Here is a 14,488-nt window from a genome sequence, read left to right as displayed (position 1 = left end):
GCGGGCGATGAAGATCTCGTTGTGCAGGATGAGGTTCTCGATGTCGGGGACCCGGCTGCGGGTCTGCGCGACGGTGGCGGAGACGCGGTCGAGCCAGCCGTACGGCAGGTCCTCCTTCAGCCCGCCGACCCGGTTGAACATGTAGTGCATGCGCCCGCCGGAGATCTCCTCCATCACGGCCTGGATGCGCTCGCGCTCGTTGAAGGAGTAGAACAGCGGCGTCATCGCGCCCAGTTCGAGGGGGTAGGAGCCGAGGAACATCAGGTGGTTGAGCGCCCGGTTGAGCTCGGCCAGCAGCGTGCGCGCCCACACGGCCCGCACCGGCGGCTCCATGCCCAGCATGCGCTCGGCGGCGATCACCACGCCCAGCTCGTTGGCGAAGCCCGACAGCCAGTCGTGCCGGTTGGCCAGCATGATGATCTGACGGTAGTCGCGCACCTCGAACAGCTTCTCCGCGCCCCGGTGCATGTAGCCGATGATCGGCTCGGCGGTGGCGATGCGCTCGCCGTCGAGCGTCAGCCGGAGCCTGAGCACGCCGTGGGTGGACGGGTGCTGGGGGCCGATGTTGAGGATCATGTCCTCCGTGGCCAGCTCTTTCGCGCCCGCGCCGATTCCGACCACACGTTCCGTCATACGGGCCATGCTGCCACTCGGCCTGGGGATGATCCAGCGGGGGGGACAGTCAAGACATGGTATGGAAACGCATCGTGAAGCCGGACATGGGGAGGAATACCGGGAACGGGGGGAGAAAACACCATGAAGAGAGTTCTCTTTGATGTCGCGGCACTGATCGCGCGCGTCGCGACCGGCGTGATCTTCGTGGCGCACGGCTGGCAGAAGTGGCAGAGCGGGCTAGGCGCCACCACACAGGGTTTCAGGGAGATGGGGATCCCGATGCCCGAGCTGGCCGCCGGGTTCGCGACCGTCGTCGAGACCGTAGGCGGCATCTTCCTGATCCTCGGCCTGCTGGTACGCCCGGTGGCGCTGCTGTTGCTGATCAACATGCTCGGTGCGATCGCGTTCGTGCACGGCACCAAGGGCGTGATGGTCGGTGAGGGCGGCTGGGAGCTGGCGGGTGCCCTTGCCGCGCTCAGCCTGCTGTTCCTGGCGCTGGGCGGCGGCCGGATCGGACTGGACGCCATCTTCGGCGCGATGTTCCGCAGGCGTGCCGACCGGCGCGCGGCTGAGGAGGAGCTGACGGCGTACGGGCCGGGCGGCAGGGCGACCACCGCAGGCACGATGGCAGGCGGGGTGGCGGGCACGACGACCGCCGGCGGCCCCACGACGCCCACACCCGCGCCCGGCGAGACGCCCGAGGTGCCCCGGCAGCCGGCCGCGCCCAGCTCGGGCAGGCTCAACGACGAGGACATGCGGGAGATCGACGCGCTCGTCTCCGACGAGCCGCCCCAGCACCGCAAGCCGCCGAACGGGTAGAGAGGCCTAGAGGCGGGCGACGAGGTCGCGCACGGCCTCGACCAGCCGGTCCACGTGCTCCTGCGTGGTGCCGATCCCGATCGAGGCCCGCACCGCCGACGCGGTGCCGTCCTCGCACCCGCCGTCGGCGGTGCCCAGGAGATGCCGCACGAAGGGGTGCGCGCAGAACTTGCCGTCACGCACCCCGATGCCGTACTCGCCGGACAGCGCCTCGGCGACCTCGCGAGCCGAGTACCCGGCCACGGTGAACGACACGATGCCGACCCGCGGGTGATCGTCCCCCCACAGCGACAGCTCCCGTACCCCCGTGATCGCGGCGAGCCCGGCCCGCAGCCGGGCGATCAGCCGCTCCTCCTCGCGCACCAGCTCCGTCCACCCGGTGGCGGTCAGCGCGTCGCAGGCGGCGGCCAGGGCGATGGCGCCCAGCACGTTCGGGGTGCCCGCCTCGTGCCGCGGCTCGGGGTCGTCGTGCCACTCGACGTCGTCCCCGACCGCGCGCACCGCGCCCCCGCCCTTGAGGTACGGCTCCCCCTCGGCCAGCCAGTCCCGGCGCCCGACCAGCACCCCCGCGCCGAACGGCGCGTACAGCTTGTGCCCGGAGAAGGCCACGTAGTCCAGGTCGAGCGCGGTCAGGTTGAGCTTGCGATGCGGTACGAGCTGCGCCGCGTCCACCAGGATGCGGGCCCCGTGCCGGTGCGCGATGTGGGCCAGGGCGGCGATCGGCCACAGCTCGCCGGTCACGTTGGAGGCGGCGGTGACCACGAGCAGCTTCGGCCCGTCGATCCCGGCCAGCGCCTCGTCGGCGGCGCGCACGGCCTCGCCGGGGAAGGCGGGCGGCGCCAGCCGTACGGCCTCGGGCCAGGGCAGCAGCGAGGCGTGGTGCTCGGTGTCGAAGACCACGGTGGTGGTGCCTTCCGGCAGGCAGCCGGCCAGCAGGTTCGTGGCGTCGGTGGTGTTGCGGGTGAAGATCACGGCATCGTCGGGGCGGGCGCCGACGAACGCCCTGACCGTGTGGCGGGCCTGCTCGTACCTGGCGGTGGTGAGCTGCGAGGCGTAGCCGGCGCCGCGGTGGACGCTGGAGTAGGCCGGGAGCGCGGCGGCGACGGCGGCGCTGACCGGCTCCAGACAGGGTGCGCTGGCGGCGTAGTCCAGGTTGGCGTACCCCACGAGCCTGCCGCCCTTGACGGGCACCTCCAGATCGGCACCGAGCACGGCGGGGATCGGCCGGCCCGCCGAGGCGTCCGGAGCGGTCGTGGCGGCGTCACGGGCGGAGTTGAAGATCGTCAGCGTGGACACGGCATGCCTCCTGCAGGGTCATCGGACCCCTGGGAGCAGCCACAGAGCCCGCGCTTGCCCGCCACACCTCGTGGCGGACCAGGTCCTCACCCGGGGCACCCCGCCGCGGACGCGAGGGTTGCCGGCCAGCTAGCCGGGGCTTGTCGCTGGCACTCATGACCTACGTCCGGAACTATAACCGACAGCCGGGGAGGAAACGCAAGACCGCGAACTATTGCCGCCCATGACTCGTTGCTACCGGGAAACCCCCGTCAAGTCCCCCTGAGTCATGGAGGTGAGCAGATGTTGGATTGGGTGACCGACCCGAACATCTGGATCGGCTTCTTCACCCTTGTCGCCCTGGAGATCGTGCTCGGGATCGACAACATCATCTTCATCTCCATCCTGGCCGGCAAGCTACCCCCTGAACAACGGGACCGGGCCCGGGTGCTCGGCCTGGCCGCGGCTCTCATCAGCCGGCTGCTCCTGCTGCTCGGCCTGTCGTGGGTGGTCCAGCTCACCGAGCCGCTGTTCTCCGTCCTCGGCCACGAGATATCGGGACGGGACCTGATCCTGCTGCTCGGCGGCCTGTTCCTGCTGGGCAAGAGCGTCACGGAGATCCACCACAGCATGGAGGGCCCCTCCGGCAAGGACGGCAAGCAGGCCGCCGCGGCCTCGTTCGCCTCGGTGATCGCGCAGATCATGGTGCTGGACATCGTGTTCTCGCTGGACTCCGTCATCACGGCCGTCGGCATGGTGGACGAGCTCGGCGTGATGATCGCGGCCGTCGTGGTGGCGGTGGCGGTGATGCTGTTCGCCTCCGGGCCGATCAGCAGGTTCGTGGACCAGCACCCGACGATCAAGATGCTGGCGCTGGCGTTCCTGGTGCTGATCGGCGTGGTGCTCGTCGCCGAGGGCCTCGACCAGCACATCCCGAAGGGCTACATCTACTTCGCGATGGCCTTCTCGGTCATCGTGGAGCTGCTCAACATCCGGATGCGTGGCAGGCACCCCAAGCAGGAGGATGTCACTCCTAAGATGAAATAGTGGCCTTTGATCCTTGGAATCCGGATTTCGTGGCATACCCGTACCGGGTCTACGACGAGCTGAGGCGCCAGGCGCCCGTCAGCTACTTCGAGCCGACGGGCCAGTGGCTCATCGCGCGGCACGCCGACGTGAACGCGCTGCTCAGAGACCGCCGGCTGGGCCGCTCCTACCTGCACGTGGCCACCCACGAGGAGTTCGGCAGGCCGGCGGAGCCGGAGTTCCAGGAGCCGTTCTGGCGCGTGATCAGGGCGGGCATGCTGGACGTGGAGCCGCCGGTGCACACCAGGTTGCGCCGGCTGGTCTCCAGGGCGTTCACGCCCCGCATGGTCGAGTCGCTGCGCCCCCGCGTCCGGGCCATGGCCGGGAGCCTGGTGGACGCGTACGTGGACAAGGGCGGCGGTGACCTGATCGCCGAGGTCGCCGAGCCGCTCCCGGTCACCGTGATCGCGGAGATGCTCGGCATCCCCGACCATGACCGCCACCTGCTGCGCCCCTGGTCCGCCGACATCTGCGGCATGTACGAGCTCAACCCGTCGCCCGAGGCCCAGCACACCGCGGTCCGCGCGGCCTCGGAGTTCGCCGGCTACCTCAAGGCGCTGGCCGCCCAGCGCCGCAGGAGCCCCGGCGACGACCTCGTCAGCGCGCTCGCCCAGATCGACGAGCTGACCGAGGACGAGCTGGTCGGCACCTGCGTCCTGCTGCTCAACGCCGGCCACGAGGCCACCGTGAACGTGACGGGCAACGGCTGGTGGTCCCTGTTCAGGAACCCCGGCGAGCTGGCCAGGCTGCGCGCCGACCGCTCCCTGCTGCCCACGGCCGTCGAGGAGCTGATGCGCTGGGACACGCCGCTGCAGATGTTCGAGCGCTGGGTGCTGGAGGACATCGAGGTGCACGGGGTGAAGATCCCGCGCGGCTCGGAGGTGGCGCTGCTGTTCGGCTCGGCGAACAGGGACCCGGCCGTGTTCGAGGACCCGGACCGGCTCGACGTGGGCCGCGCCGACAACCCGCACATCTCCTTCGGCGCCGGGATCCACTTCTGCCTGGGCGCGCCGCTGGCCAGGATCGAGCTGATGGAGTCGTTCGGCGCGCTGCTCGACCGGGCGGCCACGCTGGAGCTGCGGCAGGAGCCCACCTGGAAGCCGGGCTACGTGATCCGCGGCTTGCACGCGCTGGAGCTCACCGCGACTGGCTGAGCCAGCCGAAGCCGCCGAGCCCCGACGCGTCGATCAGCTCGCCCTCCTCCGAGGCCCTGGCGAGGGCCCGGAGGTAGCCGCGCGGATCGGTGCGGGCCAGCTCCAGCGGCGGCCGCTCACCGGTGAGCCCCAGCTTCCGCAGCGCCTCCCGCTGTGTGGACAAGGTTGTGGATATCGCACCGGCCCGCCGCCCGGCCTCCGCGCACGCGTCGAGCGCGACGTGCGCGGTGATGTCGCAGGTCCCGTCGGGTACGGGGGTGACGACCGCCCCGTCGCGGTACCCGGTCAGCGTGCCGTGCAGCGGCCGGTTGTCCACAGGGTGTGCATAATCGATGGCGATCGCCCGGCCCCTGGTGAGGCGTACCAGAACCGAGGCCCACGCCTCGTCGCGGGGACGCCCGATCTCGGCCCGCGAGCCCACCCGATCGAGCGGCCACCACCGCTCCAGCCAGCTCCGGTCGGCCGGCCGCAGGGGGCCGCCGATGCGCTCCTCGCCCGTGTGCACGTCGACCATGACCAGCCGCGGCCCCTCGGGGGTCTGCTCGGCCACGTCGAGCGGCACGTTGTCCAGCCACTCGTTGGCGATGGCCAGCCCGGTGATCTCCGTCGGCAGGCTCGGCGACCACTCGATCCGCTCGGGCAGCCCCGCCGGTCTGGGTGAGAGATCCACGGCCGTGACGCGCAGCCGATCGCGCAGCCGTGGCCCGGCCGCCTCCAGCACCTGCGTGACCAGCAAGCCCTCGCCCGCGCCGATGTCGACCAGATCGAGCACGTCTGGTTCGCCCAGCTCCGCGTCCACCTCCGCGAGCAGCCCCAGCACCGCCTCGGCGAAGGCCGCCGAGGCGCTGACCGAGGTGCGGAAGTGGCCCGACGGGCGTTCGCGGAGGTAGAAACCCTCCTCGCCGTACAGCGCGCGCTCCGTTGCGACGCGCCAGGTGAGCCACATGCCCTGGACTATCTCATGACTCGCGACAGACACGCACCGTCATCGTTTGACTACTCAAGGTCGTGAGCTTGCGGTAGCGTTTACCCATTGTCACCGAGTGGTCGCGTTCGGCCAACCCCCAATTGGCCGATCCCGATCGCTCCCGAACATGCACCCGCGGCTCCGTGCCGCGAAACCGAGAGGAGCCCTCATGCTGAAGAAGGTCCTGGTCGTCACCGGAGCCGTCGCCATGATGTCGCTGGCCGTCCCGGCGCACGCCGACATCATCACCGACGGCGGCGGCGGTGTGATCTCCGGCAACCAGGTGGTCGCCCCGATCACCGCCCCGATCAACATCTGCGGCAACGCCGTGGCCGTCATCGGCGTCGCGGTCGCCGGTTGCAAGGGCGGCGCCGGCGTGCACGCGCCTCACCACTACTGATGGGAAAGAGCCCGGGCCGACGCAGGTCGGCCCGGGCTCGTCCCCCGGCCGGTCAGTCGGCGGATGACCGGCCGGCGCACCTCCAAGAGGTCGCATCGCGCGGGCGTCGGGCCTCGATCCGGGACTCGGCGCCCGCTGCCATGCGATGAACCCCTCTCCTCATCTCTTCCGACAGGGGGTGCACGTTTTGTATGCCCTTGTCGCATTTGCGAATAACTCAACGCGCGGCAAAACACCGGTCACGCTCGTCACTCGGAGAGGCCGTTACGCTGGTCGGCAGTGCCATCACGGTCGACAGGGGTGAGACGTCATGGACGCAGGGGATCGCCCGGCACGGCTGACCGTCGGCGTGCTCGGGGCGGGCAAGGTCGGCTCGGCTCTCGGCGCCGCGTTGGCGCAGGCCGGGCACAGGGTCGTGGCCGCCAGCGGTGTGTCCGACAACTCGCAGCGATGGGCGGCCGAGCGCCTCGGCGTCAAGCCGTCCCGGCCCGACGAGGTGGTGGCGGCGGCCCAGCTCGTCCTGCTCACCGTGCCCGACGACGCGCTGCCGCACCTCGTCAGCGGGCTGGCCGGCACCGGCGCCGACCTCCGGGGCAAGATGCTGGTGCACACCAGCGGGGCGTACGGGCTGTCCGTGCTCGATCCGGCCGCCGAGGCCGGGGCGCTGCCGCTCGCGCTGCACCCGGTGATGACGTTCACCGGCAGGGACGACGACCTCAACAAGCTGACCGGCATCTCCTACGGCGTCACCGCCCCCGAGGTGCTGCGGCCCGTCGCCGAGGCCCTGGTGATCGAGATGGGCGGCGAGCCGGTGTGGATCGCCGACGCCGACCGCCCGCTCTACCACGCGGCCCTGGCCAACGCGGCCAACCACATGGTCACGCTCATCGCCGAGTCCTCCGACCTGCTGCGGGGCATCGGGGTCGATCATCCCGGCCGCATGCTGGGCCCGCTGCTGGGCGCGGCCCTCGACAACGTGCTGCGGCTGGGCATCGCCGGGCTGACCGGCCCCGTCGTCCGCGGCGACGCGGGCACCGTGCGCAAGCACGTCGACGCGCTGATCCTGGCCGCTCCGGAGGCGGCCGACGCCTACGTCGCGCTGGCCAGGCTCACCGCGGACCGGGCGCTGGCTGCGGGGTTGCTCAAACCGGAGGAGGCGGAGCGGCTGCTCGACGCGCTGGGGGGCAATATATGGACCTGACCGTCGCGTTGGGAGGGCTGTTATGGAGCTGATCGTCGCCAGGGGCCGGGAAGACCTGGTCAAGGCGCGCCGTGGAGGCACGGTGGCGCTGGTGCCGACCATGGGCGCGCTCCACGAGGGCCACCGGTCGCTGATCAGGCAGGCTCGGGTGCGGGCCGATCAGGTCGTGGTCAGCATCTTCGTCAATCCCCTCCAATTCGGTCCTAATGAGGATTTTTCGCGATATCCACGTACATTTGACGCCGATCTTGATGTGTGCCGGGCCGAGGACGTGGACGTCGTCTTCCACCCGGCGGCCGAGGACATGTACCCGCCCGACCGCCAGGTGAGCGTCTCCGCCGGCGAGATGGGCCGCATCGTCGAGGGAGCCTTCAGGCCGGGGCACTTCGACGGCGTGCTCACGGTCGTGCTGAAGCTGTTCAACCTGGTGCAGCCCGACCTGGCGGTGTTCGGCCAGAAGGACGCCCAGCAGCTCGCCCTGATCCGCCGCATGGTCGCCGACCTCGACCTGCCGATCGAGATCCTGGGCTCGCCGACCGTGCGCGAGTCCGACGGCCTGGCCCTGTCCAGCCGCAACCGCTACCTGTCCGGCGACGACCGGCGGGTGGCGCTGGCGCTGTCGCGGGCCCTGCGGGCGGGCGCGGCCCAGCTCACCCCGGCCGAGGTCCGGCGGACCGCGCGCGCGGTGCTCGACGAGGCCGGCCCCGAGCTCGACGTCGACTACCTGGCCCTGGTCGATCCGGCCACGTTCACGGAGGTGGACGAGAGCTTCGAGGGCATGGCCGTGCTCGCGGTGGCGGCCACGGTCGGCTCCACGCGGCTGATCGACAACGTCACCATCACCTTGAATCCCGCCTGAGGCGGATTACCGTCGGGAGCATGACGGATGAGGAGCTGAGGGACGAGCTGCTCCGGCGTGTGGAGATGGACCAGGCCATGCGCGACCCGGCCAAGGGCTCTCCCGGCGACAAGAGGCTCGCGCGCCTGCAGCGGCTCGACGAGGGCAACACGGCCTGGCTCTACTCCGTCGTCGCCACCCGCGGCTGGCCGTTGATCTCCCAGGTGGGGGAGCGGGCGGCGCGGGCGGCCTGGCTGCTCGCGCAGCACGCGACCTCCCGTGACGTGCAGCGGCTGTTCCGCGAGCTGATGGCCGACGCCGTGGAGTCGGACGAGGCCTCGCCGCGCGACTTCGCGTACCTGGTGGACCGCGTACGCGTGCGCTCCGGCCGTCCCCAGCTCTACGGCACCCAGTTCCACGACGGCGCGGACGGCCTGGAGCCCATGCCGATCGAGGATCTGGAGCTGCTGGACGAGCGGCGCAGGGCCGTGGGGCTGGAGCCGTTCGCCGAGTACGAGGCGTTCATCAGGAAGAGCGGGAGTCACTGAGCACCCCGGGGCATGTTCACGTCGCCCCAGGCGTTATCGTCATGTTGACGAAATCACTACTCCAGGGATTATCGTCATGCTGACGAGATTGCCCCAGTGAGGAGACCCCCATGAGCGCACCGGTGATTCCCCTGCGTCTGACCGCGCCGGAGCCCGGCTGGACCGTCGAGGCGGACGTGGTCGTCGTGGGCTCCGGCGTCGCGGGACTGACCGTGGCCCTGCGCTACGCGGAGCTGGAGCCGGCGGCCAAGGTCCTGGTCGTCACCAAGGACGTGCTGTCGGCCGGCTCCACCCGCTGGGCCCAGGGCGGCATCGCGGCCGTGCTCGACCCGCACGACACCCCTGACGAGCACCTGAACGACACCCTGATCGCCGGGGTGGGCCTGTGCGACGCGCGGGCGGTGCGCACGCTCGTGACCGAGGGGCCCGGCGCGGTGCGGCGGCTCATGGCGCGGGGAGCCCGCTTCGACCGGACGCCCGAGGGGGAGCTCCAGCTCACCAGGGAAGGCGGGCACCGGCGGCACCGGATCGTGCACGCCGGCGGCGACGCCACGGGCGCCGAGGTGCAGCGGGCGCTCGTCGAGGCGGTCAGGGCGAGCCGGATCGAGGTGATCGAGCACGCGCTGGTGCTCGACCTGCTCAAGGACGCCAGAGGCCGGGCCAGGGGCGTGACGCTGCACGTCATGGGCGAGGGCGCGCGTGACGGCGTGGGCGCGGTGCGCGCCCGGGCGGTGGTGCTCGCCACCGGCGGGATGGGCCAGGTCTACGCGGCCACCACCAACCCCACCGTCTCCACGGGCGACGGCGTGGCGCTGGCCCTGCGGGCCGGGGCCGTGGTGCGGGACATCGAGTTCGTGCAGTTCCACCCCACCGTGTTGTGGCTCGGCGAGGGCTCGAAGGGCCAGCAGCCGCTGATCTCGGAGGCGGTCAGGGGCGAGGGGGCCTTCCTGACCGACCACGAGGGCAACAGGTTCATGGCGCAGGTGCACGAGCTGGCCGACCTGGCGCCGCGCGACGTCGTGGCCAAGGCCATCCTGCGGGTGATGCGCGAGACGGGGCGCGACCACGTGTACCTGGACGGCCGGCACTTCGGCCGCGACAAGTGGGAGTCCCGCTTCCCGACGATCTACGCGGTCTGCCGCGAGCACGGCATCGACCCGGCCACGCAGCCGATCCCCGTCTCACCGGCCGCCCACTACGCCAGCGGAGGCGTCCGTACGGACCTGCACGGCCGCACCTCCATCGACGGCCTGTACGCCTGCGGCGAGGTCGCCTGCACGGGCGTGCACGGCGCGAACCGGCTGGCCTCCAACTCCCTGCTCGAAGGGCTGGTCTTCGCCGAGCGCATCGCCGAGGACATCCACGCCGTACGGCCCGCGCCAGGGGAGCCGGTGCCGGGCAGCGCCGCGGAGGGGCTGGTGGACCCGAGGGTCAGGCCCAGGATCCAGGCCCACATGAGCACCGGGGCGAGCGTGCTGCGCAGCCGCGAGTCGCTGATCACCACGGCCAGGGCGCTGCGCGACGCCCGCTGGACCCCGGTCCAGGTGCCCGCGTGCACCGAGTCCTGGGAGGCCACGAACCTGCTCACCGTCGCCACCGTCCTCACCGGCGCGGCGGCGGCCCGGCTGGAGACGCGCGGTTCGCACTGGCGCGAGGATCACGACACCCGCGACGACAACGAATGGCTGGGTCACCTGGACGTGACCCTGACGGAGGAGGGCCCGCGCATGACGTACACACCGCACGGCGATGCGATGCCGCCGCGCCTGGCGCACGAGCTGACCGCCGCCGGGCTGGACCCGGCCGAGGTGGACGCGCTGATCGACCGGGCGCTCGCCGAGGACCTGCAGGAGGCGGGCGACGTCACGAGCCTGGCCACCATCCCGGCCGGCCAGCGCTCGGTGGCCGACGTGGTGGCCCGCAAGGACGGCGTGGTGGCCGGGCTGGCGGTGGCCGAGGCGGTGTTCGTGCGGCTGGGCGCGGCCCGCGCCGAGCGGGTGGCCAAGGACGGCGAGCAGGTGAGGGCGGGCGACGTGCTGATGACCGTCGAGGGCCCGGTGCGGGCCCTGCTGACGGCCGAGCGCACCGCGCTCAACCTGCTCACGCACCTGTCCGGGGTGGCCACGCTGACCGGCCGCTGGGTCGAGGCGATCAGCGGCACCGCGGCCCGCGTGCGCGACAGCCGCAAGACGCTGCCGGGGCTGCGGGCCCTGGAGAAGTACGCGGTCCGCTGCGGGGGCGGGGTCAACCACCGGATGTCCCTGTCGGACGCCGCGCTGATCAAGGACAATCACGTGGTGGCTGCCGGGGGCGTGGCCGAGGCGTTCCGGGCGGTCAGGGAGCGGTACCCGGATCTGCCGATCGAGGTGGAGATCGACCGGCTCGACCAGCTCGACCCGGTTCTGGACGAGGGCGCCGAGCTGATCCTGCTGGACAACTTCACGGTCGAGGACACAGCTCGTGCCGTACATTTCGTGAAAAATCGGGCGAAAAATAGGGTTGCGCTTGAAGCGAGTGGGGGATTGACCTTGGAATCGGCCCGTGATGTGGCGGAAACTGGCGTCGACTACCTTGCGGTGGGAGCGCTAACGCACTCAGCGCCGGCCCTTGACATCGCACTGGATCTGCGGGGGTAATTGATGCTGCTCACGATCGACGTCGGCAACACGCACACGGTGCTGGGCCTGTTCGAGGGCGAGGACGTCATCGAGCACTGGAGGCTGGCCACCGACGCCCGCCGCACCGCCGACGAGATCGCTGTCGTGCTCCAGGGTTTGCTGGCCCAGTCGCCGCTGCTCAAGGGGGCCGACGTTGACGGCATCGCCATCTGCTCCACCGTGCCGAGCGTGCTGAACGAGATGCGCGAGATGTGCCGCCGCTACTACGGCGACGTGACCGCGGTGATCGTGGAGCCGGGCATCCGCACCGGGGTGCCCGTACGCATGGACAACCCCAAGGAGGTCGGCAGCGACCGCATCGTGAACGCGCTGGCCGCCATCGACCAGTACGGCGGCCCCTGCGTCATCGTCGACTTCGGCACCGCGACCTCCTTCGACGCGGTCTCGGCCAAGGGCGAGTACGTCGGCGCCGTCACCGCCCCCGGCATCGAGATCTCCGTGGACGCGCTGGCCGCCGCCGGCGCGCAGCTCCACAAGGTCGAGCTGGTCAGGCCGCGTTCGGTGATCGCCAAGAACACCGTCGAGGCGCTGCAGGCGGGCATCATCTACGGTTTCGCCGGCCAGGTGGACGGCATCGTCGAGCGCATGGCGGCGGAACTGGCCGACGATCCCGACGAGGTCACCGTCGTGGCCACCGGCGGGCACGCCGCCCTGGTGGTGGGCGAGTCGCGCTCGATCGACGTGCACGAGCCGTGGCTCACCCTCATCGGGCTCCGGCTGGTCTACCACCGCAACGCCTCATGAGAAAGGAAACGGCCCCCGCGCGACGCGGGGGCCGTTCCCTTTTCTAGGTCACTCGCCCTCGGCGGTGTAGAGGTACTCCCAGGGACCGCACTTCTTCGGGTAACCCCCGTGCGGGCTGATCTGGCAGACCTTCGCCCGCAGGCTGTAGACGTCGTGCTCCTGGAAGCCGAACTTCTTGTAGCCGGGGTAGCCGCAGTACTTCTTGGCGTAGACCGGGGACCATTCGTGGTCGAAGTCGCTGGCCTGGAACTGGACGTACGCGCACTTGCCGCCCTCTTCGTAGCTGCGGTCGTCCAGATCGAACAGCTTGCCCCTGACCTTGACCACGTTCGAGTCGCCGTGGTGGTCCCAGTCGACGCCGACCCAGCCCTGCGCCTTGGCCAGGCCGTGCTTGGCGTAGGCGGGGCCCCAGTCCTCGGAGTAGTCGTACGAGCTCGCCTGGGCCGAAGCCGGCAGCGACAGGGCCACAGCGGTGGTCGCGGCGACAGCGGCGAGACCGGTCGCGATCTTCTTGAACATCTTTGTCTCCTCGAGCTCCCCATGGGCCGGTTCCCTACCGGCTCCCCCCCGAGCTCGTAAGGAAGTTGTAAACCGGGGCTCTTGCAGCGCTCCTTCAGCGACCCTGCAGGGGGCCGACGAGCCCTTGCAGTTCGCCATATCCCCTACTCTTTGTTGTTGTGAGCGACGAACTTCCCGAGCAGATGCGCATCCGGAGGGAGAAGCTCGACCGCCTTCGCAGCGAGGGCGTCGATCCTTACCCGGTGAATTTCCCACGCACGGCGACCAACGCCGAGGTCAGGGAGAAATACCAGGGCCTGGAGCCCGACACCGCGACCGGCGACCAGGTCGCCGTGGTCGGGCGCGTCATGCTCAACCGCGTGGGCGGCAAGCTCTGCTTCGCCACGATCCGCGACGGCGGCGCCGATCTGCAGGTGATGATCTCGCTCGACAAGGTGGGCGAGGAGTCGCTGGCGAGCTGGAAGCGCGACGTCGACCTGGGTGACCACGTCGGCGTGATCGGCGAGGTGATCACCTCCCGCCGCGGCGAGCTGTCCATCCTCGCCGACAGCTGGCAGATCACCGCCAAGTGCCTGCGCCCGCTGCCGGAGAAGCACATCGGCCTCACCGACCCCGAGGCGCGGGTCCGCCAGCGTTACGTCGACCTCATCGTCAACGACGAGGCCAGGAAGATGGCCCGGCTGCGCAGTGCCACGGTGCGCGCGGTGCGCGACTTCTGGCACGAGGAGGGTTACCTCGAGGTCGAGACGCCGATGTTGCAGCCGATCCACGGCGGCGCCGCGGCCCGGCCGTTCAAGACCCACATCAACGCCTACGACATGGAGCTCTACCTTCGCATCGCGATCGAGCTCTACCTCAAGCGGCTCGTGGTGGGCGGCATCGAGAAGGTCTTCGAGATCAGCCGGACCTTCCGCAACGAGGGCGCGGACTCCACGCACAACCCCGAGTTCACGATGATCGAGGCCTACGGGACGTACCTCGATTACCACGACATGGCCGACCTGACCCAGCGAATGATCCAGCGTGCCGCCCTGGCCGCGCTGGACGGCACGGTGGTCGTGCACGACGGCGCGGAGGTCGACCTCGGCGGTGCGCAGTGGCCCCGCATCCCGCTCTACCACCTGGTCTCCGAGGCGGTGGGCGAGGAGATCACCACCTCCACCACCCTGGAGGAGCTGCGCAAGATCGCCGACCGGCGCGAGATCCACTGGGATCCGAAGTGGGGCCCGGGCAAGCTCGTCCAGGAGCTGTTCGAGGAGCTGGTGGAGCACACGCTGATCCAGCCCACGTTCGTCATGGACTACCCGCTGGAGACCTCCCCGCTGGCCCGCGTGCACCGCGACAACCCGCTGCTGACCGAGAAGTGGGACCTGATCGGCTTCGGCACCGAGCTGGGCACCGCCTTCTCGGAGCTCAACGACCCGATCGACCAGCGCCGCCGCCTCGTGGAGCAGTCCATGCTGGCCGCCGGGGGCGACCCGGAGGCCATGCAGCTCGACGAGGACTTCCTCCAGGCGCTGGAGTACGCCATGCCGCCCACCGGAGGCATGGGCGCGGGCATCGACCGGCTGATCATGGCCTTCACCGGCAGGAACATCCGCGAGACCATCCTGTTCCCGCTCGTCAAGCCCACCCAATAGGCCG

At 70.6% G+C, this 14,488-nt stretch carries 13 protein-coding genes, 1 pseudogene and 1 riboswitch; of the genes and pseudogenes, 10 read left to right on the top strand and 4 right to left on the bottom strand.

All coding sequences use genetic code 11. The annotated features are described in order from the left end of the window. Window positions 1–633: pseudogene (locus tag ACBJ32_RS36015) on the bottom strand (NADH-quinone oxidoreductase subunit D); the annotation flags it as partial. A gap of 123 nt (window positions 634–756) precedes the next feature. Here ACBJ32_RS36015 and ACBJ32_RS36010 point away from each other — a divergent pair. After that, complete coding sequence (locus tag ACBJ32_RS36010; protein WP_357881098.1) at window positions 757–1,434, top strand: DoxX family protein; 678 nt, start codon at window positions 757–759, stop codon at window positions 1,432–1,434. Between the two features lie 6 nt (window positions 1,435–1,440). On the opposite strand, the gene ACBJ32_RS36005 is transcribed toward ACBJ32_RS36010, so the two are convergent. Next, a complete protein-coding gene (locus ACBJ32_RS36005; RefSeq protein WP_375130542.1) occupies window positions 1,441–2,730 on the bottom strand; it encodes an aminotransferase class V-fold PLP-dependent enzyme in 1,290 nt (429 codons plus the stop codon). A 45-nt stretch (window positions 2,731–2,775) separates the two neighbouring features. Next, a riboswitch (SAM riboswitch) is annotated at window positions 2,776–2,891 on the bottom strand. Window positions 2,892–3,012: 121 nt separating this feature from the next. Here ACBJ32_RS36005 and ACBJ32_RS36000 point away from each other — a divergent pair. Further along, window positions 3,013–3,756 (top strand): TerC family protein, encoded by a 744-nt coding sequence (locus ACBJ32_RS36000; protein ID WP_375130541.1) that lies wholly within the window; start codon window positions 3,013–3,015, stop codon window positions 3,754–3,756. Window positions 3,757–3,785: 29 nt separating this feature from the next. Beyond that, window positions 3,786–4,949, top strand: a complete 1,164-nt coding sequence (locus ACBJ32_RS35995) for a cytochrome P450 (RefSeq protein ID WP_375130540.1) — start codon at window positions 3,786–3,788, stop codon at window positions 4,947–4,949. On the opposite strand, the gene ACBJ32_RS35990 is transcribed toward ACBJ32_RS35995, so the two are convergent. Further along, window positions 4,933–5,895: an SAM-dependent methyltransferase gene (locus tag ACBJ32_RS35990; protein ID WP_375130539.1), complete on the bottom strand. Its 963-nt coding sequence runs from the start codon at window positions 5,893–5,895 to the stop codon at window positions 4,933–4,935. The two genes, ACBJ32_RS35995 and ACBJ32_RS35990, sit on opposite strands and share 17 nt — an antisense overlap. Window positions 5,896–6,085: 190 nt before the next feature. Between ACBJ32_RS35990 and ACBJ32_RS35985 the strand changes: the two genes are divergently transcribed. The 6 genes from ACBJ32_RS35985 to ACBJ32_RS35960 all read left to right on the top strand — a co-directional run bounded on the left by ACBJ32_RS35985 (window position 6,086) and on the right by ACBJ32_RS35960 (window position 12,325). Beyond that, the gene (locus ACBJ32_RS35985) at window positions 6,086–6,316 is read left to right on the top strand and encodes a chaplin family protein (RefSeq protein ID WP_375130538.1); all 231 of its coding nucleotides are present in this window, start codon (window positions 6,086–6,088) and stop codon (window positions 6,314–6,316) included. A gap of 310 nt (window positions 6,317–6,626) precedes the next feature. Beyond that, window positions 6,627–7,517, top strand: coding sequence for a Rossmann-like and DUF2520 domain-containing protein (locus ACBJ32_RS35980; protein WP_375130537.1), 891 nt, complete (start codon window positions 6,627–6,629; stop codon window positions 7,515–7,517). A 22-nt stretch (window positions 7,518–7,539) separates the two neighbouring features. Beyond that, window positions 7,540–8,376 carry a pantoate--beta-alanine ligase gene (gene panC, locus ACBJ32_RS35975; RefSeq protein WP_357881120.1) on the top strand — a complete coding sequence of 279 codons (837 nt, stop codon included), beginning with the start codon at window positions 7,540–7,542 and terminating at the stop codon, window positions 8,374–8,376. A 20-nt stretch (window positions 8,377–8,396) separates the two neighbouring features. Next, the gene (locus tag ACBJ32_RS35970; protein WP_375130536.1) at window positions 8,397–8,903 is read left to right on the top strand and encodes a DUF6624 domain-containing protein; all 507 of its coding nucleotides are present in this window, start codon (window positions 8,397–8,399) and stop codon (window positions 8,901–8,903) included. 110 nt (window positions 8,904–9,013) lie between these two features. Beyond that, entirely contained in the window at window positions 9,014–11,539 is a 2,526-nt protein-coding gene (locus ACBJ32_RS35965; protein WP_375130535.1) for an L-aspartate oxidase, read from the top strand. A 3-nt stretch (window positions 11,540–11,542) separates the two neighbouring features. Further along, window positions 11,543–12,325 (top strand): type III pantothenate kinase, encoded by a 783-nt coding sequence (locus ACBJ32_RS35960; protein WP_375130534.1) that lies wholly within the window; start codon window positions 11,543–11,545, stop codon window positions 12,323–12,325. Window positions 12,326–12,373: 48 nt separating this feature from the next. Here the strand turns inward: ACBJ32_RS35960 and ACBJ32_RS35955 are convergent, their stop codons facing one another. After that, the gene (locus ACBJ32_RS35955) at window positions 12,374–12,844 is read right to left on the bottom strand and encodes a hypothetical protein (protein WP_375130533.1); all 471 of its coding nucleotides are present in this window, start codon (window positions 12,842–12,844) and stop codon (window positions 12,374–12,376) included. 158 nt (window positions 12,845–13,002) lie between these two features. Here ACBJ32_RS35955 and lysX point away from each other — a divergent pair, with 158 nt between their 5' ends. Then, window positions 13,003–14,484 carry a bifunctional lysylphosphatidylglycerol synthetase/lysine--tRNA ligase LysX gene (gene lysX, locus ACBJ32_RS35950; RefSeq protein ID WP_375130532.1) on the top strand — a complete coding sequence of 494 codons (1,482 nt, stop codon included), beginning with the start codon at window positions 13,003–13,005 and terminating at the stop codon, window positions 14,482–14,484. Window positions 14,485–14,488: the final 4 nt, after the last annotated feature.

Origin of the sequence: Nonomuraea sp. GTA35 (assembly GCF_041950525.1) — a bacterium.
GTDB lineage: Bacteria > Actinomycetota > Actinomycetes > Streptosporangiales > Streptosporangiaceae > Nonomuraea.
This window is presented reverse-complemented; position numbering and strand designations above follow the sequence as displayed.